Origin of the sequence: Kitasatospora sp. GAS204B, from assembly GCF_029892155.1 — a bacterium.
Lineage (GTDB): Bacteria > Actinomycetota > Actinomycetes > Streptomycetales > Streptomycetaceae > Kitasatospora.
Genome location: NZ_JARZAG010000013.1, coordinates 126,843 through 147,141 on the forward strand (window position 1 = coordinate 126,843; position 20,299 = coordinate 147,141).

General features: G+C 71.8%; 17 protein-coding genes, 1 pseudogene and 1 riboswitch. Of the genes and pseudogenes, 11 read left to right on the forward strand and 7 right to left on the reverse strand.

Going from position 1 to position 20,299, the window contains the following annotated elements; all coding sequences use genetic code 11:
* Nucleotides 1-18 precede the first annotated feature (18 nt).
* Nucleotides 19-225 (reverse strand): hypothetical protein, encoded by a 207-nt coding sequence (locus P3T41_RS19565; protein WP_280691246.1) that lies wholly within the window; start codon nucleotides 223-225, stop codon nucleotides 19-21.
* Between the two features lie 161 nt (nucleotides 226-386).
* Nucleotides 387-532: riboswitch (TPP riboswitch) on the forward strand.
* Between P3T41_RS19565 and thiC the strand changes: the two genes are divergently transcribed.
* The 3 genes from thiC (at nucleotide 527) to P3T41_RS19580 (ending at nucleotide 5,243) form a co-directional block, all read left to right on the forward strand.
* Nucleotides 527-2,350 carry a phosphomethylpyrimidine synthase ThiC gene (gene thiC, locus P3T41_RS19570; protein ID WP_280691247.1) on the forward strand — a complete coding sequence of 608 codons (1,824 nt, stop codon included), beginning with the start codon at nucleotides 527-529 and terminating at the stop codon, nucleotides 2,348-2,350. Its footprint overlaps the riboswitch before it by 6 nt.
* A gap of 198 nt (nucleotides 2,351-2,548) precedes the next feature.
* Nucleotides 2,549-2,950 carry a hypothetical protein gene (locus tag P3T41_RS19575; RefSeq protein ID WP_280691248.1) on the forward strand — a complete coding sequence of 134 codons (402 nt, stop codon included), beginning with the start codon at nucleotides 2,549-2,551 and terminating at the stop codon, nucleotides 2,948-2,950.
* Between the two features lie 340 nt (nucleotides 2,951-3,290).
* On the forward strand, nucleotides 3,291-5,243 hold the full coding sequence (locus P3T41_RS19580; RefSeq protein ID WP_280691249.1) for an ice-binding family protein: 1,953 nt from the start codon (nucleotides 3,291-3,293) through the stop codon (nucleotides 5,241-5,243).
* Between the two features lie 76 nt (nucleotides 5,244-5,319).
* Here P3T41_RS19580 and P3T41_RS19585 read toward each other — a convergent pair.
* Nucleotides 5,320-5,578, reverse strand: a pseudogene (locus tag P3T41_RS19585) (DNA mismatch repair protein MutT); the annotation flags it as partial.
* Nucleotides 5,579-5,647: 69 nt separating this feature from the next.
* On the opposite strand from P3T41_RS19585, the gene P3T41_RS19590 reads away from it, so the two are divergent.
* The 3 genes from P3T41_RS19590 to P3T41_RS19600 all read left to right on the forward strand — a co-directional run bounded on the left by P3T41_RS19590 (nucleotide 5,648) and on the right by P3T41_RS19600 (nucleotide 7,952).
* Entirely contained in the window at nucleotides 5,648-5,875 is a 228-nt protein-coding gene (locus P3T41_RS19590; RefSeq protein WP_280691250.1) for an AbrB/MazE/SpoVT family DNA-binding domain-containing protein, read from the forward strand.
* Between the two features lie 37 nt (nucleotides 5,876-5,912).
* Nucleotides 5,913-6,311 carry a type II toxin-antitoxin system VapC family toxin gene (locus P3T41_RS19595; RefSeq protein WP_280691251.1) on the forward strand — a complete coding sequence of 133 codons (399 nt, stop codon included), beginning with the start codon at nucleotides 5,913-5,915 and terminating at the stop codon, nucleotides 6,309-6,311.
* A 66-nt stretch (nucleotides 6,312-6,377) separates the two neighbouring features.
* On the forward strand, nucleotides 6,378-7,952 hold the full coding sequence (locus tag P3T41_RS19600) for a family 10 glycosylhydrolase (protein WP_348533673.1): 1,575 nt from the start codon (nucleotides 6,378-6,380) through the stop codon (nucleotides 7,950-7,952).
* Nucleotides 7,953-7,982: 30 nt separating this feature from the next.
* Here the strand turns inward: P3T41_RS19600 and P3T41_RS19605 are convergent, their stop codons facing one another.
* Nucleotides 7,983-9,593: a family 10 glycosylhydrolase gene (locus P3T41_RS19605; RefSeq protein ID WP_280691252.1), complete on the reverse strand. Its 1,611-nt coding sequence runs from the start codon at nucleotides 9,591-9,593 to the stop codon at nucleotides 7,983-7,985.
* Nucleotides 9,594-9,850: 257 nt separating this feature from the next.
* On the reverse strand, nucleotides 9,851-10,159 hold the full coding sequence (locus tag P3T41_RS19610; RefSeq protein WP_280691253.1) for an antibiotic biosynthesis monooxygenase: 309 nt from the start codon (nucleotides 10,157-10,159) through the stop codon (nucleotides 9,851-9,853).
* A gap of 98 nt (nucleotides 10,160-10,257) precedes the next feature.
* Here P3T41_RS19610 and P3T41_RS19615 point away from each other — a divergent pair, with 98 nt between their 5' ends.
* Nucleotides 10,258-11,229 (forward strand): helix-turn-helix domain-containing protein, encoded by a 972-nt coding sequence (locus tag P3T41_RS19615; RefSeq protein WP_280691254.1) that lies wholly within the window; start codon nucleotides 10,258-10,260, stop codon nucleotides 11,227-11,229.
* Between the two features lie 52 nt (nucleotides 11,230-11,281).
* The gene (locus P3T41_RS19620; protein ID WP_280691255.1) at nucleotides 11,282-13,000 is read left to right on the forward strand and encodes a DUF885 domain-containing protein; all 1,719 of its coding nucleotides are present in this window, start codon (nucleotides 11,282-11,284) and stop codon (nucleotides 12,998-13,000) included.
* 74 nt (nucleotides 13,001-13,074) lie between these two features.
* Here P3T41_RS19620 and P3T41_RS19625 read toward each other — a convergent pair whose 3' ends face one another.
* Nucleotides 13,075-13,659 (reverse strand): MarR family transcriptional regulator, encoded by a 585-nt coding sequence (locus P3T41_RS19625; RefSeq protein WP_280691256.1) that lies wholly within the window; start codon nucleotides 13,657-13,659, stop codon nucleotides 13,075-13,077.
* 85 nt (nucleotides 13,660-13,744) lie between these two features.
* On the reverse strand, nucleotides 13,745-14,221 hold the full coding sequence (locus tag P3T41_RS19630) for an NUDIX domain-containing protein (RefSeq protein WP_280691257.1): 477 nt from the start codon (nucleotides 14,219-14,221) through the stop codon (nucleotides 13,745-13,747).
* A 211-nt stretch (nucleotides 14,222-14,432) separates the two neighbouring features.
* On the opposite strand from P3T41_RS19630, the gene P3T41_RS19635 reads away from it, so the two are divergent.
* Nucleotides 14,433-15,092 carry a helix-turn-helix transcriptional regulator gene (locus P3T41_RS19635; protein WP_280691258.1) on the forward strand — a complete coding sequence of 220 codons (660 nt, stop codon included), beginning with the start codon at nucleotides 14,433-14,435 and terminating at the stop codon, nucleotides 15,090-15,092.
* Between the two features lie 36 nt (nucleotides 15,093-15,128).
* On the opposite strand, the gene P3T41_RS19640 is transcribed toward P3T41_RS19635, so the two are convergent.
* Complete coding sequence (locus tag P3T41_RS19640; RefSeq protein ID WP_280691259.1) at nucleotides 15,129-15,506, reverse strand: GtrA family protein; 378 nt, start codon at nucleotides 15,504-15,506, stop codon at nucleotides 15,129-15,131.
* 202 nt (nucleotides 15,507-15,708) lie between these two features.
* Between P3T41_RS19640 and P3T41_RS19645 the strand changes: the two genes are divergently transcribed.
* Both P3T41_RS19645 and P3T41_RS19650 read left to right on the forward strand, forming a co-directional pair.
* The gene (locus P3T41_RS19645; protein ID WP_280691260.1) at nucleotides 15,709-17,283 is read left to right on the forward strand and encodes an FAD-dependent monooxygenase; all 1,575 of its coding nucleotides are present in this window, start codon (nucleotides 15,709-15,711) and stop codon (nucleotides 17,281-17,283) included.
* Between the two features lie 306 nt (nucleotides 17,284-17,589).
* Nucleotides 17,590-20,010, forward strand: coding sequence for a protease pro-enzyme activation domain-containing protein (locus tag P3T41_RS19650; RefSeq protein WP_280691261.1), 2,421 nt, complete (start codon nucleotides 17,590-17,592; stop codon nucleotides 20,008-20,010).
* Nucleotides 20,011-20,299: the final 289 nt, after the last annotated feature.

Sequence of the window (20,299 nt, forward strand, 5' to 3'; positions counted from 1 at the left end):
TCCCGTGGTCGCCGCGGTTCAGGACAGGGCGGGGGCCACGTAGACCGTGCGCGGTGGCTGGTACTCGACCACCACGACCTGGGTGCCGACCGGCAACGGCTCACCCGGCAGCGCAAGGTAGGCGAGGAAGGCTTCGCTGCCCTGACGCTCCGGCACCAGCAGCATCACCTCACCGACCAGCCCCGTTCCCACCTTGCCGGTCACCCGTCCCGTGTAGCCGATCATCCGACCGCTCCCCCCGTTGCGTTCCCGTGGTCCTGCCGATCTCCCAGTCTGGCGCACCGTCCGATCGGCGCCCCTGCCGGGCCGCTCCGCGTTGTACGACCCCCTACTGGACCACCGCCCGAGGCTCCGGCTACCGTTGGCACATCTTTGGGCAGGCAAGTCCGCCTGCCAACGGGAGCTCGGAGCACCGGGCTGAGAGGGCGCTGAAGGGCCCGTGGCCGTCACCTGGCCATGGACCGACCGCTGCGTCGACCGCAGGAACCTGGACCGGGTAATGCCGGCGTAGGGAGTAGAAGGTCTGATGACCGTTTTTGATGACGCACGTCCGGATGCGGAAGCCGCCGGCACCACGGTGACCAGCGCGTCCACCGGCTACCCGACACCGGCCTGGCACAAGGCCTACCGCGAGGGCAGCCGCCCCGACCTGCGGGTCCCCTACCGCGAGGTCCAGCTCACCAACGGCCGCACCGTCCCGCTGTACGACACCTCGGGGCCGTACACCGACGCCGCCTACGAGGCCGACGTGCGCCGCGGCCTGCCCCCGTTGCGCGACCCGTGGCTCCGCCAGCGCGGCGACGTCGAGGAGTACGACGGCCGCGAGGCCCGCCCCGAGGACGACGGGATCAAGCACACCGCGCCGCGCGGCGGGAACCTGCGCAACCTGGACGCCGTCTTCCCCGGGCGCCCGCGCCGACCGCTGCGCGCCCGCGACGGCGTGGCCGTCACCCAACTCGCGTACGCCAAGCGGGGGATCATCACCCCCGAGATGGAGTTCATCGCGCTGCGCGAGGGGCTGGAGCCCGAGTTCGTGCGCGCCGAGGTGGCGCGTGGCCGGGCCGTCATCCCGCTGAACGTGAACCACCCCGAGGTCGAGCCGGCCATCATCGGCACCAACTTCCTGGTGAAGATCAACGCCAACATCGGCAACAGCGCGGTCACTTCCTCCATCGAGGAGGAGGTGGAGAAGATGACCTGGGCCACCCGCTGGGGCGCCGACACCGTGATGGACCTCTCCACCGGCCGCAACATCCACACCACCCGCGAGTGGATCCTGCGCAACTCCCCCGTGCCGATCGGCACCGTGCCGCTCTACCAGGCACTGGAGAAGGTCGACGGCAAGGCCGAGGAGCTGAGCTGGGAGGTCTACCGCGACACCATCATCGAGCAGTGCGAGCAGGGCGTCGACTACATGACGGTGCACGCCGGCGTGCTGCTGCGGTACGTCCCGCTGACGGCCCGTCGCAAGACCGGCATCGTCTCGCGCGGCGGCTCGATCATGGCCGCCTGGTGCCTGGCGCACCATCAGGAGAACTTCCTCTACACCAACTTCGAGGAACTCTGCGACATCCTGCGCGCCTACGACGTCACCTTCTCGCTCGGTGACGGCCTGCGCCCCGGCTCGATCGCGGACGCCAACGACGAGGCGCAGTTCGCCGAACTGCGGACCCTGGGCGAGCTCGGCCGGATCGCGCGCGAGCGCGACGTGCAGGTGATGATCGAGGGCCCGGGCCACGTCCCGATGCACAAGATCAAGGAGAACATGGACCTCCAGCAGGAGATCTGCGACGAGGCCCCGTTCTACACGCTCGGCCCGCTCACCACCGACGTGGCGCCCGGCTACGACCACATCACCTCGGGCATCGGCGCCGCGATGATCGCCTGGTGGGGCACCGCGATGCTCTGCTACGTCACGCCCAAGGAGCACCTGGGCCTGCCCAACCGCGACGACGTGAAGACCGGCGTGATCACCTACAAGATCGCCGCCCACGCCGCCGACCTCGCCAAGGGCCACCCCGGCGCCCAGCAGTGGGACGACGCCCTCTCGGACGCCCGCTTCGAGTTCCGCTGGGAGGACCAGTTCAACCTGGCCCTGGACCCCGAGACGGCCCGTGCCTTCCACGACGAGACGCTGCCGGCCGAGCCCGCGAAGACGGCGCACTTCTGCTCGATGTGCGGGCCGAAGTTCTGCAGCATGAAGATCAGCCAGAAGATCCGAGCCGAGCACGGCGAAGGTTCGACCGCCGTGAACACCGAGTTCGACGCCGAGGCGCTGGCCGGCATGGCCGAGAAATCGGCCGAGTTCGCGGCCCAGGGCAACCGGGTGTACCTCCCGCTGGCGGACTGATCCGGGAGCCACAGCAGGCGCTGTACTGGGAGGTCGGAGGGGAGCTCCCAGTACAGCGCCGTGTCATATGCCGGGCCCGGTGCGCGGTGGCGATTGCCCCGATCCGGTCGGATGCGCCCAGACGGGGAACAGGCGCATCGTTTCTGCGGCCTCTTCGTTTCCCGGAATATGAGCGCTCTAAGGAACCCGCTCGGCGAAATGCCGCACCTGGGCGGAGACAGCGGCCCCGCCACCGTGGCCGAACGCTGCCATGCCGCGAGCGGCCTGATCAGGACCACACTCGGAGAGCTGCGCGAGGAGCTCGGTTACGGACGGCTCGGCAGGTGCGTTCTGGAGGAGACGGCCGAGAGCCTGACCCTGGAGGGGCTCGGCTGGTTCCCGGCCTGGCGCCTGTCGGCGAAGAACGACAGGCCGCACAAGGACCAGGAGCTGTGGGTGTTCGCGCGGGACGGCGGCCTTCGGTGTCAGATCATCTGCGCCATCCAGGAGCCTGACGGCTGCGATGTCCCCGCGGTCCTGGACGGGCTGCTCAACGGTCGGCCCCAGGATCTCTCCCCGGAGGACAAACTCGGCCTGATCCGCGAGATCCTCGACCTCTGACCCGGCCTGATACTCCCCTCGACCTCGCGATTGTTTCCTGAACTGACTTTGGTTCCAAGGAACTTGATTACTCAACAGGGGAAATTCAGTGAGCACATCACCCGTTTGGATTTTTAACGGACCATCAGACCTTCGAGGCCATTAGTGTGCAGACGAGTGAGTGATGGCACGTCACTGCCACGGCAGGCAACAGCTCAGCGATCTCCCATCCGGTGAGATCTGTGAGCAGGATCGACATGCCGACCGGAATCCTGCGGCTTGACCAGAACTCACCACGTCAGCTCGGAGCCTCCGCAGCGGGGAGTCCGAGTTCAACGGCGGCAAGAAAGGTCTTGCTCTTATGGCAGTGGATGTCATCGTGTCCGCTCCCCCCGGCCGACGGCGCGGACGCACTCGGATCAGGGAAGCTCTCATCCTGCTCCCCGGATTGGCGTTGCTGGCAACGGGAGTTCTGCATCCCGGCCTCGCGCACGCCGCGGAGGCACCCGTGACGCTGGGAACCGACACCAGTTACGCGGTTCTGGGCGGTTCAACGGTCACCAACACGGGGCCCAGTGTGATCAACGGCGACCTGGGGCTCAGCCCGGGTTCCTCCGTGACGGGCTTTCCGCCGGGCATCGTCAACGGCGCGCAGCACGTCGGTGACGCGCCCGCCCTGCAGGCACAGTCGGACCTGGTCATCGCGTACGACGACGCGGCCGGCCGAGCGCCCACGGCCAGCGTCGCGGGTGACCTGGTCGGACAGACACTGACATCCGGCGTCTACAAGTCCACCGGGCCACTGGGACTGACCGGGACCGTGACACTGGACGCCCAGGGCGATCCCAGCGCGGTCTTCATCTTCCAGATCGCCTCGACCCTGATCACCGGCTCGGCGAGCAACGTCAGCCTCATCAACGGGGCACAGGCCTGCAACGTGTTCTGGCAGGTGGGGAGTTCCGCCACCATCGGGACCAATTCCTTCTTCAAGGGCAACATCCTGGCCCTGACCTCCATCGCGGCACAGACCGGCACCGTGATCGAGGGCCGGGCCCTGGCGCGTAATGGCGCGGTCACGCTGGACACCAACACCATTACGAGGGCGGCCTGCACCGTCGGTCCGCCCGGGCCGCCCGGCCCGAGCGGACCGGCCGGACCCAGTGGACCCGCCGGCCCGACGGGCTCGCCCGGCCCGACGGGTGCACCCGGCGCGCCCGGCGCCAATGGTTCGCCCGGTGCTCCGGGTGCTCCCGGGCCCAACGGCGCACCCGGCGTCGCCGGCTCACCCGGTGCTCCCGGTGCGGCCGGTCCGAACGGCGCGCCCGGTGCGCCCGGCTCCCCCGGCCCCAACGGTGCGCCTGGCACCAACGGCTCCCCCGGTGCACCTGGCGCCAACGGTGCTCCCGGTGCTCCGGGCGCTCCGGGCGCTGCCGGGCCCAACGGCGCTCCCGGTGCCAACGGCCTGCCCGGCGCCAACGGCGCACCTGGTGCTCCCGGCCCCAACGGCGCACCCGGAGCCAACGGGTCACCCGGCGCCAACGGCGCTCCAGGGGCCAACGGCCTGCCCGGAGCCAACGGCTCACCTGGTGCTCCCGGCCCCAGCGGCGCACCCGGCCCGAACGGCCTGCCCGGAGCCAACGGCGCTCCAGGGGCCAACGGCCTGCCCGGAGCCAACGGCTCCCCCGGTGCTCCCGGCGCCAACGGTGCACCCGGCCCGAACGGCCTGCCCGGAGCCAACGGCTCGCCCGGAGCCAACGGCGCACCCGGCCCCAACGGCCTGCCCGGAGCCAATGGCTCCCCCGGCGCCAACGGCCTGCCCGGTGCCAACGGCGCACCTGGTGCTCCCGGTGCTCCCGGCCCCAACGGGCTGCCAGGCGCCAACGGCGCTCCCGGGGCCAACGGCGCACCCGGGGCTCCCGGGGCTCCCGGGGCTCCCGGGGCCAGCGGTGCTCCCGGTGCTCCCGGAGCTCCCGGCCCGGCCGGACCGGCTGGGCCTGCCGGACCCCCTGGACCCGCCGGCCCTCCCCAGATTCCGGGGGAGCACGGCGGACATGGCCAGGGAGGCCCTGGACAGGGTGATCACGGGAAGGGCCAGGGCGGTCACGACCAGGGTGACCACGCGACGGGTCCGGGTGGTCACGACCAGGGTGACCACGGGCAGCATCCGAGCAAGTCGAAGCAAGAACTCGCTGCGACAGGCGCAGGTGAATCGATCGGCCTTGCAGTCGGCTCGCTGGTCATGCTGACGCTGGGAGGCTTGGCCATCTTCCTCATGAGGAGGAGCCGAGGAGGCGCAGCCGGCCGACGGCACTAGCCCATCAGGAGTCTGACCGCAGGCTGCCGCCCGTGGCTCGGGAGTGTCATGCTCCCGAGCCACGGGCTTTGCGGGGTCACCGTGCCACTGTCGGAGCGCCGCCCGGCCACGAGTCCAGGGAGACACTGGGCCCGTTGTTGAGGTAGCTGACCAAGGCCGTGTCCGTGGTGGCCACGGCCTTGGGCTGGGATGGCGTCGGTCCTCACCCACGCAACCTCCGAGTGCTTCTCGGGTTCCCCGTTCGTGAGGTCACCCGACCACCGATGAGCGGCGAACACGACGGTCAAAAAGCCGTTGGGTGCCTCGACCCCTTGGGCTCCGTGGATCACGTGGGCCAAGAAGTCGGCAGCCATAACGGGCGTAGTATTACGTAGTAGAGGTATTACGGGATACCGGAGGCTGCGATGCGACTCAACAGCAAGGGGCAGGTCACCATCCCTGCGGACCTCCGCGAGAAGTGCGGTCTGCGCCCCGGCGATGAGGTGGACGTGATCGAGGAGGGCGGCGTCCTGCGGATAGTGCGCCGGGTCGGGGACGCCACCCATGGGCAGCGGCTGGCACGGCGGATGAGGGGCAGCGCCGCCACCGGTATGTCCACCGACGAGATCATGGGACTGCTACGTGGCGAGTAGCCGGCTGACGTTGGTGGAGCGGGGCCGGGACCGACCGGTGACGCTGGTTGATTCGTGTGTGCTGCTGGATCTGATGACGGACGATCCCTCCTGGGCCGACTGGTCCGAGGCTGAGCTGGCCAAGGCTCAGGACGCGGGGCAGGTCGTGATCAATCCGATCGTGTACGCGGAGGTTTCGGTGGCCTACGCGGCGATCGAGGACCTGGACGCGGTGCTGCCTGCTGCGGAGTTCACCCGCGAACCGCTGCCTTACGAGGCGGGGTTCCTGGCTGGGAAGGCATTTCTGCAGTACCGGAAGCGGGGCGGTCAGAAGACCGCGCCGCTGCCCGACTTCTACATCGGTGCGCATGCTGCTGTCCGGGGCTATCGGCTGCTCACCCGCGATGCCGCGCGCTACCGCACCTACTTTCCGACCATCGAGCTGCTCTGTCCCTGACCGGGTTTGCTGCCGGTCACGGTGTGTCGCACCGCAACCCGTCCTGCGCCCAGCATCCTGAGCGGCATGCTCCCTAGCCGCAGAACACCCGGCCCCCGACCAGCGCCGAACATCGGCAGGCGCCGAGCGCTCCGCGCCCTCCTGCTCGGTGCGGCCTCGGTGACCAGTGCCGGTCGGTCGTCAGCCTGGGCGCGTAGCAGGGACGCCCGGGCCGCGCCGCCGGATCGTGAGTTGCGCGGGGTGTGGATCGCGTCGGTGGCGAACATCGACTGGCCGGCGGCGCCCGGGCTGTCCGCCGACCGGCTGCGCGCGGACTTCGTCGGCCAGTTGGACCACTGCCGGGCGATCGGGCTGAACGCGGTCTTCGTGCAGATCCGGCCGACGGCCGACGCCTTCTGGCCCTCGCCGTTCGAACCGTGGTCCCAGTGGCTGACGGGAACTCAGGGACAGGACCCGGGCTGGGATCCGCTGGCCTTCATGGTCGACGCCGCCCACGAGCGCGGCTTGGCGTTCCACGCCTGGTTCAACCCGTACCGGGTGGCGATCCAACCCGACCGTGCCAAGCTGCTGCCCAGCCACCCCGCACGGCGCCACCCGGACTGGACCGTGCGCTACGGCGGCGGGCTCTACTACAACCCCGGTGTTCCGGCGGCCCGCCGTTTCGTGGAGCGGGCCATGATGGACGCCGTCACGCGCTACGAGATCGACGGCGTCCACTTCGACGACTACTTCTACCCGTATCCCGTGGCGGGACAGGACTTCCCGGACGACGACGCGTTCGCCACCTACGGGGCGGAGTTCACGGACCGGGCCGCCTGGCGGCGGCACAACGTGGACCTGCTGGTCCGCGAGATGCGTGACCTGGTGCGGGCGGCACGCCCCGAAGCGGCTTTCGGCGTCAGCCCGTTCGGCGTCTGGCGCAACGTCCGCAGCGACCCGGCGGGCTCGGACACCTCGGCCCGGGCGGAGTCCTACGACGCCCTCTACGCGGACACCCGAAGTTGGATCCGCAACGGCTGGCTCGACTACGTCGCCCCGCAGTTGTACTGGTACATCGGCTACGCCCCGGCCGATTACCGGGTGTTGGCCACGTGGTGGGCCGAGCAGACCGCCGGGACCGACACCCAACTCTGGATCGGCCAGGCCGTCTACCACGTGGGCGCGCCCGAGCAGCCGGCGCCCTGGCAGGACCCGGCCGAGCTCTCCCGGCACCTCGCGCTCGACGACGCGCTGCCGCAGATCGGCGGCACCATCCTGTTCAGCGCCACCGATGTCCGGGCGGACCGGCTCGGCGCGATCAGGAAGCTGGCGGCGGAGCACTGGCAACGGCCGGTGCTGGGCCCCCTGCTGCCCCGCCTCGCCACCGGGCCGGCGCCGAGCCGACCGACCGTCGGCCTGGCGTCCGACGATCAGGGCCGCGCACGATTGATGTTCCAGCACGCGGCCGGCGAGTCGCCGTTCCAGTACGCCGTCCACCGCTCCGACACCGCCACCGGCACGGCCGTCCTGATCGCCGTCGTCCCGGGTGGGACCGACTCCCTCGCCCTCCCCGGTGCCGGTCCCGCCTGGTACACGGTCGCCGCCGTCGATCGCGCCGGCCGGCTGGGCCAGACCAGCCCACCAGTCGCTCTGCCGAGCTGAGTTGACGTAGCATCAGGCCACGGAAGCTCCTCATCCGGGTAGCCACAGCGGTGTGCTGGTGGGACCTTCGCGGCCGGCCCGGTCGACGCTGGTGGCGGCGTACCACGCACGTGGTGCGCCGGCCGGCGGGCGGTACTGGTCGACGGTGAGGGCCGGCAGCAGGGCGGTCAGCCGAGCGGGATCGGCCGGTGGGGTGGGTCCGGGGTCGCTGTCATAGCGGTAGACGGCGTACTGGAACGGCCGGGTGTTCCGCTCGGCCCGGGGGCACGGCGTGATCCGCAGGGCGTGCAGGTCGGCGGTGGGGCGCAGGATGGGTGGGCCGGGTGGGGCGGCGTGCGCGAGGCGGGGCAGCAGGGGGCCCAGCACCGGGCGCTGCCAGTGGTCGGCGGCGAGTCTCCTGATCGCGCCGATGCGGTCGACCTGGACGCTGCGGGCGCTGAAGAAGATGTCGCCGCCGATGGCGGGCAGGGTGGCGTTGACGGCGAGGTGGCGGGAGAGTTCGGCGGGGTCCTGCCAGGGGCCGGGGCGTTCGGGCGCGCCGGGGCGGGAGGCGGACTGGCCGATCCACAGCTGGGTGTCGGTGCCGGCGGTCTGCTCGGCCCACCAGGGCGCGAGGACCGCGTAGTCGGCGAGGTCGTAGCCGATGAACCAGTAGAGCTGGGGGGCGAGGTAGTCCACCCAGCCCTTGCGGGCCCAGCCGAGGGTGTCGGAGTACTGGCTGTCGTAGCTCTGCACGAGGGCGGTGGTGTCCGAGCCCGCCGGGTCGTCGCGGGCGTTGCGCCAGACGCCGAACGGGCTGACGCCGTAGACCGCTTCGGGGCGGGCCGCACGGACGAGGTCGCGCGTCTGGCGGACCATCAGGTCGATGTTGTTCCGCCGCCAGGCGGCGCGGTCGGTGAAGCCCTGACCGTGGGCGGCGAACGCCGCCGCGTCGGGGAAGGCAAGCCGGCCCGCCGGATACGGGTAGAAGTAGTCGTCGAAGTGGACACCGTCGATGTCGTAGCGACTGACGGCGTCCATGATCGCGCGCTGGACGAACTCGCGGACGGCGGGGATCCCGGGGTCGTAGTAGATCTCGCCGTTGTAGACGACCGCCCACTCGGGGCTGCGGCGGGCCGGGTGGCTGGGCAGCAGCTTGGCGCGGTCCGGTTGGATCGCCACCCGGAACGGGTTGAACCAGGCGTGGAAGGCCAAGCCGCGCTCGTGGGCGGCGTCGACCATGAAGGCCAGCGGATCCCAGCCCGGGTCCTGCCCCTGAGTTCCCGTCAGCCACTGGGACCACGGTTCGAACGGCGAGGGCCAGAAGGCGTCGGCCGTCGGCCGGACCTCCACGAAGACCGCGTTGAACCCGATCATCCGGGCCTGGTCGAGCAGTTCGACGAAATCGGCCCGCAGTTGCTCCGCGCTCAGGCCCCGGTGCCGCGGCCAGTCGATGTTGGCCAGGGACGCGATCCACAGCCCCCGCAACTGGCGCTTGCCGGCGCCGCCGGCGGCGGCCTCCTGCCCGAGCACTCCGCCGAGGCGGATAGCGGCGGCAGCGGTGTGCCCGGCGACGGCCTCAGTGACGGCCGCGGTGATCGCCGCCCCCAGCCCGGCCAGCACCGCCCGGCGACCGGAGTGGCGGACGTAGGGCAGATCCACCCGGCTGCTCCTCCCTGGAACGGGCCGCGCCAAGACTGGCCTGCCGGCGCTCACCAGGGCTATCCCCGCGCCTGCTCCGCCGCTCAACACCACGGGGGCCGAGGGGCACGGACGTTCACCGGAACGGGAGGAAAACACCGCCGAACGACCTAACACCTCCAGGCGCGGACCGGGCGGTGAACCACGCCGTCCGGCCGAGCCCGCCGAGGTGCTGCTCACCTGGCGGACCCGGCCGAGGGGGACGGCTACTACGGCTACTACGGCAGCTTGACCGCCAGCACGTCGACCGGCACGATCTCCGGCTCCTGGGCGAGCAGCCGCGGGGCGGCGGCGAAGAGGGCCTTGGCGATCTCGCCCTGCACGTGGGCCTGGCGGCCCTCGTCGCTGCCGAAGGCGTCGAAGATGCCGAAGGTGGTGGGGCCCAGGCGCAACGCGAACCAGACGGTGGTGCCGGCCTCCGCCTGGGCCAGCGGAAGGGCGCCGGTCAGGAACTCGTTGAGTTCTTCGACGTGCTCGGGCTTGGCTTCCAGGCGGACGAGCAGACCGACGCGCGGGGTGGTGGTCATGGGGTTTCCCTTCGGGTACTGGCTGGTGTGATCAACCTATGAGCGCAGCCACCAGGCCCCCCAGTGGCGGATGCGACACATCCCTTACCGTTTCCGACATGAAGATATCGGTGCTGGTGGTCGATGGCGTCTTCGACTCGGGCCTTTCCTCGGTACTCGACGTCCTGCAGACCGCCAACGAGCTGCGCGGCGAGTTGCCCCAGCCACCGCCGGCCTGGGAGGTGACGCTGATCCGTCCGGACGCCACACCCGTGCGCACCGCCGCCGGACACGCGGTCACCGCGGTCACGCCCGCCGAGGCCGCCCCGCCCGAGCTGCTGATCGTGCCCGGGGTCGGCCACAAGCAGCCCGAACCGCTCGTCGCCTGGCTGGACGCGCCCGAGCGGCTGCCGGCCCGCGAACTGCTCGCAGCCGCCCACGCGGACGGCGTGCGGCTGGCCGCGGCCTGCACCGGCAGCTTCCTGCTGGCGGACAGCGGCGTGCTCAACGGTCGGCCGGCGACCACCAGTTGGTGGCTCGCGCCGGTCTTCCGGCGCCGCTATCCGCTGGTCGAGCTGGACGAGAGCCAGATGGTCACCCGGGCCGGTGGCATCACCACCGCCGGCGCCGCGATGGCCCACCTGGACCTCGCGCTGGCCCTGGTCCGCGACCGCAGCCCACTGCTGGCCGACCTCGCCGCCCGCTACCTGGTGGTCGACTCCCGTCCCACCCAGGCCAGTTACGCGATACCGGGGCACCTGGCCCGGACCGACCCGACCGTCGCCGCATACGAGCGCTGGGTCCGCGAGCACCTCGACCAGCCGTTGCGGATCGCTGACGCGGCCCGCGCGCTCGGCACCAGCGAACGCACCCTGCAGCGGGCCCTGGACCGGGTGCTCGGCGTCTCCCCGCTGCGCTTCGCCCAGCGGGTGCGCCTCGAACAGGCGGCCCACCTGCTGCGCACCACCGACCTGCCGACCGACACGGTGGCCCGCCGGGTCGGCTACGAGAACGCCAGCACCCTCACCACCCTGCTGCGCGAGCGGCTGGACACCACCCCGGGCCGGCTCCGCCGCTCGGCCGGCGGCTGACCCGGCCGAATCGGCCTGACAGAGCCCCGGCGGCTGCGCCAGGATGATCCCCATGGCAGACGAGACCCTCACCCCGCGCCGGATCGCCGACGACTACGTGGCCCGGATGGTGGCCCACGACCCATCCACCGCAGCCTGGTTGGGCGAACGAGTGCGGGAGGACCGGCAACCGGGGCTGTCGCCGGAGTGGTTCGAGGCGGGCGCCGAACTGGCCCGCGGCGCGCTGGCGGCGCTGGACGGGCTGCCGGTGCTGGACTGGGTGCCGGGACCGGACCAGCGGACGGTCCTCGGCGCAAAGGACCCGGTGGAGGCCGACTGCGCGCGCCTGCTCCGCGAGCGCCTGACGGCCGAGCTCGCCTGCCACGAGGCGGGCGACCACCTGCGGTCGGTCCGCGCGATCAACGCGCCGTTCCAGACGCTGCGGAACATCTTCACGCTCTCGCCCACCGAGACGGACGCCGACTGGGCGAACGCGGCCGGCCGGCTGCGGGCGCTGCCGGGTGCGCTGGACGGCTACCGGCAGACGCTGCGCGCGGGAGTCGGGCGCGGGCTGCTCTCCGCCCCGCGCCAGGTCGACGCGGCGATCCGCCAACTGACCGCCTGGACCGGCGAGGACAGCGGCGGGCCCAGCTGGTTCACCGGCTTCGTCGCGGACGGGCCCGAGCGCCGGCGCGCCGAGCTGGACCGCGACGCACTCACGGCCACCGCCGCGATCGCGGAGTTCCGCGACTGGCTGCGCACCGACTACGCCCCGCTGACCGTCGAGGTGCCGGACGCGGTCGGGCGGGAGACGTACCTGCGCTCCGCCCGCCGGGCCACCGGCGCCGACCTGGACGTGGCCGAGGCGTACGAGTGGGCGTGGAGCGAGTTCCACCGCACGCTCGCCGAGATGCGGGTGGCGGCCGAGCAGGTGCTGCCGGGTGCCGGCGTGCTGGCGGCGATGAACCACCTGAACGAGCACGGCCACGTGGTCGAGGGCGAGGAGGGCATCCGGGCCTGGCTGCAGGAGCTGATGGAACGGGCGATCGAGGACCTGGACGGCACCCACTTCGACATCGCGGGGCCGCTGCGCCGGGTGGAGACCCACATCGCGCCGCCCGGCAGCTCGGTGGCCCCGCACTACTCGGGCCCCAGCCTCGACTTCAGCCGCCCGGGACGCACCTACCTGCCGGCCCTGGGCCGTACGGTCTTCCCGACCTGGCAGCTGGTCAGCACCTGGTACCACGAGGGCGTGCCAGGCCACCACCTGCAGCTGGCCCAGGCGGTGACGCTGCAGCACCGGCTGAGCCGCTACCAGGTGACCCTCGGCAAGATCAGCGCCAACGTCGAGGGCTGGGCGCTGTACGCCGAGCGGCTGATGGACGAGCTGGGCTTCCTCACCGACCCGGCGCACCGGCTCGGCTACCTGGACAAGCAGATGCTGCGGATCATCCGGGTGATCATCGACATCGGCATGCACCTGCGGCTGGAGATCCCGGCCGACTCGCCGTTCCACCCGGGCGAGCGCTGGACCCCGGAGCTGGGCACCGCGTTCATGGCCGCCTACCACGGCAGCCCGGCCGCCCGTCGCCACGGCGAGATCGAGCGCTATCTCGGCTGGCCGGGCCAGGCGATCGGCTACAAGCTCGGCGAGCGGGCCTGGCTGCGCGGCCGCGAGCAGGCCCGGCGGCGGCAGGGCGCGGACTTCGACCTGAAGGCCTGGCACATGGCGGCGCTCTCCCAGGGCTCGCTCGGCCTGGACGACCTGGCGGCGAGCCTCGCCGTCCTCTGAGCGGCGCGTCAGGAGCAGCCGAGCCGGGCGACAGGAGCGACTGAGCTTCCGTCAGCGCGAGCCGCCCGGCTCGCTCAGCGCAGCACGTCCTCGGTCTGCTCCAGGTAGTGCTCGAGCCGCTGCTGGTTCTCCACCACCCGCAGGCACAGGTGCCGCAGCGCGGTGAGGTCGGCGGGGGTGAACCCCTGGAACACCCCCGCCATCGCCCGCTGGGTCGGCAGCCGGAAGGTGTCGAGCCAGCCGCGGCCGGCCGGGGTGATCCGGGTGAGCACCGAACGACGGTCGTGCGGGTCGGGGATCCGCTCGGCCAGGCCCTCCCGCTCCAACGTGTCGACCAGGCCGGTGACGTTGCGCGAGCTGACGTCGGCGGCCCGGGCGAGGTGGCCGATGCTCAGCGCCTCGCCGGTGGTGGCGCCCAGCCGGATCAGGATGTCCAGCGCCCCGGCGCTCAGGCCGCGCCCCTGGGCGCCCCGGGCGCGCAGCCGCTCCACGGCGTGCGTGGCGGCCCGGATCGCCGAGGCCGCCTCCAGCGCCAGGGTGTCGGTGCCGAGCGTGAACTCGGCCAGCACGGTGCGGACTCGGGGATCGAAGAGGCAGTCGTCGGCGTCCTGTGCCAGGCCGCGCGCGGGTGGCTTGGCTGCGTTGTGTACCTGCTTCATAATGAAGCGTTACTTTATTAGCCTCATATGACGGTCCGTCAAGCCTTGCAGGTGAGAGCGTCGCCGACACTCTCGGTCACGGGCCTCACCCGGAGAAACCGAAGGCCGTCTCCCCCTTGCAGGTCAGTGCCAGGGTGAGCCGCTCCTGGTTGGACGCGTCCAGTACGGGCAGCGCGTCCTGGGCGAACCAGGCCACCTCCAGCGACTCGTCGTCGTTCACCCGGGCCGTGCCACCCACCACCCGGCAGCGGAAGGTGAGTTCGAGGTAGCGGGTCTGGTCGCCGTTCGGGTAGGTGACGGGCGGCGAGACGGTGACCGAGGTGAGCAGCTCGGGCACCACCTCGACGCCGGTCTCCTCCAGGCACTCCCGCGCCGCCGCGTCGGCCGGCTGCTCGCCGGGGTCGATGATGCCGCCGGGAAGTGCCCAGGCCCTGGTGTCCGTGCGCCGGCCGAGCAGCACCCGGTCCTGGTCGTCCAGCGCCACCACGCAGGCGGCGGAGAGCCACAGCGGCCGGGTGCCCACCAGGCCACGCAGTTCGGCGAGAAAGGGAGGAATAGCCATGCGCCGAGCGTAGCCGGGCCCGATCTGCCACAGTCCGCCTGCGACCTGCGACAGTCCGCGCGACGGAACCGCGGATCCCCGCCGGCCAGGTGGGCGGGCTGGTCTGCGGCGGGTCCGCGCGCCATAGTCTGGCGCCAGGTGTTCCGGTCAACTCCGCCGCACCGCAAGGGTGACGTGGACGCAGTCGCGGGCTCGGGGGAAGGGCGGCCAGATGAACGTCGACGACTCGGAGTCGATGCCGCCCCGGCCGGCGGAGCTGCCCTTGCTCGCGGGAGACGGCCGGGCGGAGGATGCGGCGCAACGGCTGCTCGGCCAGGAGCCCGAGGTGCTGGCCCGCTACCTGGCGGAACTGCGGGCCATCAACAGCCCGCTGGCCGCCGACCCCGAGGCCTGGCAGCAGTGCGTGGCGCAGGCCCGGCGGATCCTGCTGGACTGCGCGGTGAGCCTGGCCGAGGGCCGGGCGACGGTGACCGGCACCGAGATCGCCGACGTGGTGAACCAGAGCGGCGAGCGGGTCCGCCCCGGCCTGCACCTGACGCACTCGATCCGGGCCGGGATGCTGCTGCTGGACATCATCCTCTCGGCGCTCGCCACCGCGGTCGCCGAGACCGATCCGGCCGGTGCAGCCGAGGCCCTGGCCCCGACCAACCGGGGCCGCCTGTCCGGCCGCGAGGTGGAGGTGCTCGGCTGCGCCGCCCGGGCGCTGAGCAACCGTCAGATCGCGGGCCGGCTCGGCATCACCGAGGGCACCGTCAAGCGCCATCTGCGCAACATCTTCGGCAAGCTGGACGCGGTGTCGCGGATCGACGCGGTGAACAAGGCGGTCGAGCGCGAGCTGATCGCCCCACCAGGCCGGCGCGGCGGCGCCTGAAGCCCGGCCGGCGCGGCAGTGCCCGAGGCCGGCCGCTCAGCCGCCCACCACCCCGCGCAGCACCACGAACCGCACCACCGTCCCCACCGCGTTCGCGCCCACCAGCGCCGCCAGTTCCTCGCCCCGGGTGGCCTGCGGGTCGACCGCGGCCAGCGCCGCCAGCACGCCGCTGCTCAGCACCAGCCCGACCAGCAGCGCGAACCCGCCGCCGAGTTGGTGGCGCAGCACGCCCTGCCGACCGGTCACCCCGAAGGTGAAGCGCCGGTTGGCGGCCGTGTTCGCGACGCCGGCGACCACCTGCGCCGCCGCGTTGGCGAGCAACGCGGGGCAGAGCTGCCGCAACCCCAGGTAGAGCAGCAGGTAGGTCGCCGTCCCCAGCGTGCCGACCACCGTGAAGCTGGCCAGTTGGCGCACCAACCTGGCTCTTCCCGCCTCCACTCGGCCCTTCCCCCTCGGCTCGTCGAACAGGGCGTCGAGCGCGGACCGTGCCCTGCCCCTTCACTGTGACTCTTCAGCGTTGTCCCGTCGATGAGATTCACAGCACCGGATGGGCCCGCGATGATGGGAAGCTGAGAGCGGACTGAGATTAAGCGAGCGAGCACGGGGAGTTGAGCCCATGACGGATCAGCGAGACCAGCGTCCCGAGCAGCCGGCCGAGCGGCACGCGGCACCGGACTCCACCGCCGAGGTGATCGTGGTCGGCGCCGGACCCACCGGCCTGCTGCTGGCCGGTGACCTGGCCACGGCCGGCGTGGCGGTCACCGTGCTGGAGCGGCGCGGCAAGGAGTCCAACCTCACCCGCGCCTTTGCCGTGCACGCCCGCACCCTGGAGCAGTTGGACGCCCGCGGGCTGGCCGACGAGCTGCTCGGCACCGGCACCCAGCTCGCCCAGCTGCGCTTCTTCGGCCGGCTGCGGCTGGACCTGAGCAGGCTGCCCACCCGCTTCCCGTTCATGCTGATCACCCCGCAGTCGCAGACCGAACGCCTGCTGCTGGAGCGGGCGGTGAAGGCGGGCGCGGTGCTGCTGCGCGAGCACCAGGTGACCGGGCTGCGGCAGGACGGCGACGGGGTGACGGTCACCTCGACCACCCCGCAGGGCCAGGTCAAGCACCGGGCCCGCTACCTGGTCGGCGCCGACGGCGTGCACAGCTCGGTGCGCGAGCTGGCCGGAATCCCGTTCCCGGGCGAGTCGGTGGTCAGCTCGGTGCTGCTCGCCGACGTCCGGCTGGAGCACGCGCCGCAGGACGCGCTGACGATGCGCGCCACCGAGGACGGATTCGGCTTCGTGGCGCCGTTCGGTGACGGCTGGTACCGGGTGGTCGCCTGGGACCGGACCCGCCAACTGTCGGACGACGCACCGGTGGAGCTGGCCGAGGTCGCCGACATCGCCCGCCGCACCCTGGGCGTCGACTACGGCCTGCACGACGCCCGCTGGATGTCCCGCTTCCACAGCGACGAGCGCCAGGTGCCGCACTACCGCGACGGCCGGGTGCTGCTCGCCGGGGACGCGGCGCACTGCCACTCGCCGGCCGGCGGCCAGGGCATGAACACCGGGCTGCAGGACGCGGCGAACCTCAGCTGGAAGCTGGCGGCGGTGCTGCGCGGCCGGGCTCCCGAGTCGCTGCTGGACACCTATCAGACGGAGCGCCACCCGGTCGGCAAGGCGGTGCTGCGCAGCTCGGGCGCGCTGATGCGGCTGGGCCTGGCCCGCAGCGCGGCCAGCCGGGCGGCGCGCACGGTCGCCACCTCGCTGGCCACCTCCTTCGACCCGCTGATCACCCGGGCCGCCCGGACCGTCTCCGGGATCGGGATCAGCTACCCGGCCGCACCCGGCTCGCACCCGCTGGCCGGGCGCCGGATGCCCGATCTGCGGCTGGCCCAGGACGCCCCGGGTCAGCCGGGCCGGCTCTACGAGGCGCTGCGCGCGGGCATGTTCGTGCTGATCACCACCGACGAGCGGGCCCCGGGCGGCGCCCCGTTCGGCGGCCTGGAGCCGGCCGTCAGTGCGCCGTGGGCCGACCGCCTGGTGCACGCGGCGCCGGCCGACCCGCACGGCAAGCTGCGCTCCACCGTGCTGCTGGTCCGCCCCGACGGCTACGCGGCCTGGGCGGCGGCCGACCCGAGCCGGGCCGAGCTGCGCGCGGCGCTCACCCACTGGCTGGGCGAGCCCGGCGCCGCCGCGGGCGCCTGATATCGCCGGAACCGCCGGGCGGCCACGGATAGTCGACCGCCGGCGATCCGACCGCAGCCGAACTACCCGCCGACGCAATGGACCAGACCAATCGCGCCGCCCGGGGAGCCGGCCACCGCATTCACCGTATAGAAACAGTCCTATTCAGTTCACATTCTCCGGATCAACACTTGACTGTTATTGGGGAGTTCATTACCTGATCAATACTCAACTCCCAGGGAACTTCTGGGATCTTCTTAGCAGCGTTCGATCCCCCAGAACGCCTGACCCCTGCCGGCCATGCACGCCGGCCAGAGGAGGATCCCAGTGCGACCCCGTCCCCTCGCGCTCGCCGCCGCGATAGCCCTGCTGCCGCTCTGCGCCGCCTCGCTGTCGGTCACCGCCGCCCAGGCCGCCACCCCCAACGCGACCCCCCGCGTGGCGCTGCCCGACACCGTGACCCCCGCGGTGTCCCACTCGCAGAAGCAGGGCGACGTCCCCGCCGCCCAGCAGATCTCGGTGGCGGTCGGCCTCAAGCTGCGCAACACGGCCGACCTGGACAAGTTCCTGGCCGACGTCGCCAACCCGGCCTCGCCGAACTACGGCCACTACCTGACCCCGGCCCAGTTCGCCGCCCGCTACGCGCCGACGCAGGCGGACGTCGACCACGTCGTCGGCTACCTGAAGTCGCAGGGTCTGACCGTCTCGGTCAGCGCCAACCGCCAGGTGATCGACGCCAAGGGCGGCAACGCCCAGATCGCGCAGGCCTTCGGCACGCACGAGAGCGCGTACTACGACGCCGCGGACGCCAAGCAGTTCTTCGCCAACGACAACGCCGCCTCGCTGCCGGCCGACGTCGCTTCGATAGTCGACGGGGTCTCCGGTCTGAACAACAAGACCGTGCGCACCCCGCAGTTGGCCAAGCCGAACGCCTCGGCTCCGATGGCATCGCCGAGCGGCTACGGCCCGAGCCAGTACGACGGCGCCTACAACCTGAACAAGATGGGCGCGGACGGCACCGGCGTGAAGGTGGCGCTCTGGGAGTTCGACGGCTACCAGGCCACCAACCTCACCACCTACGACAAGCAGTTCGGCCTGAGCGGCCCGGCGGTCAGCACCGTCCCGGTCGACGGCCAGAGCTACGACAGCAAGCCCGGCCAGGGCCAGGGCGAGGTCGAGCTGGACAGCGAGATCGTCCGCGGCGTGGCCCCCAAGGCCACCCAGCTGGTCTACGAGGCCCCCAACAGCGACCAGGGCGAGATCGACATGGCCGCCAAGATCGTGGCCGACGACCAGGTCTCGGTCATCTCGATCTCCTGGGGCGGCTGCGAGCCCGACACCACCCAGTCCTCGATGACCGCGGTGGACACCTCCTTCAAGCAGGCCGCCGCCGAAGGCATCTCGGTCTTCTCCGCCTCCGGCGACGACGGCTCGCGCGACTGCACCCGCTCCACCAGCGGCGCCTCGGTCAAGTCGGTCGACTTCCCGGCCTCGGACACCTACGTGACCGGCGTCGGCGGCACCAACCTCCAGCTCTCCGGCACCTCCTACTCCTCGGAGAGCGCCTGGACCACCGCCGGCGGCGGCGTCTCCACCGTCTTCGGCAAGCCGAGCTGGCAGACCGGCACCGGCGTCAGCGGCACCATGCGCACCGTCCCCGACGTGTCGTCGAACGCCGACCCGAACAGCGGCTTCGCCATCTACACCCAGGGCACCAGCAGCCCCGGCTGGCAGGTCTACGGCGGCACCAGCGCCGCGGCCCCGCTCTGGTCCGGCTACACCGCGCTGTTCAACCAGAAGGCCAAGGCGGCCGGCAAGGCCAACCTCGGCCAGGCCAACCCGGCGCTCTATTCGGTCGCCAACAGCAGCGCCTACGGCACCACGTTCCACGACGTGACCACCAGCGGCAACCAGGACTTCAACGCCGGCACCGGCTACGACCAGGTCACCGGCTGGGGCTCCCCGGTCGCCGACGCGCTGACCACCGCACTGCTCGGCGGCAGCAGCTCCGCCGGCGGCGGCAACACCGTCACGGTGACCGGCCCCGGCGCGCAGAGCGGCACCGTCGGCACCGCCGTCTCGCTGCAGGTCAAGGCGACTGACAGCGCCTCGGGCCAGAGCCTGACCTACTCGGCCACCGGCCTGCCGGCCGGCCTGTCGATCAGCACCTCGGGCCTGATCACCGGCACCCCGACCGCCGCCGGCACCTCCTCGGTGACCGTCACCGCCAAGGACGCCACCGGCGCCACCGGCACCGCGACCTTCGGCTTCACGGTCGCGGCCGCCTCCAGCTGCACCCCGGCCCAGTTGCTCGGAAACCCCGGCTTCGAGTCCGGCAGCGCCTCGCCCTGGCAGGCCAGCTCGGGCGTGGTCAACAGCGACCTGGGCAGCCAGCCCGCGCACTCCGGCAACTACGACGCCTGGCTGGACGGTTACGGCAGCGTCCACACCGACACCGTGTCGCAGACCGTCAAGATCCCGGCCGGCTGCCAGGCCGCCTTCAGCTTCTGGCTGCACGTGGACACCGCCAACACGGACTCGACGGCCGACGACACCCTGACCGTCCAGGTCAACGGCACCACCGTGGCGTCGTTCTCCAACCTGGACGCGGCCAGCGGCTACCTCCAGCACACGGTGGACCTCTCCGCCTTCGCCGGACAGACCGTCACCCTGACGTTCACCGGCAGCGAGAGCGGCAACGGCCAGACCAGCTTCGTCCTCGACGACACCGCCTTGAACGTCGGCTGAGTCGCCCGCGCCGACCCTGAACGTCGGCTGATACTCCGTGTTGTTACCTGGTAGCTCGCTGACACCGAATTCTGAATAATCCCAGGTAGTGAGATCCCGCCGCTATCGGACCAGCGTCCGATAGCGGCGGGATTGTTGCATTCGCGTTTCGTCCGTTTGGAGATCCGAGCAAACCCGCGTGAAAGTAATTTGTCGTGACCACTGTCATAGCACGCGGTGGATGACGTAGCCTCTGATCCCTGCGTAAGGTTCCTGCAGCTCGGTGCCGTCCCCACAACGGCACCGAGCC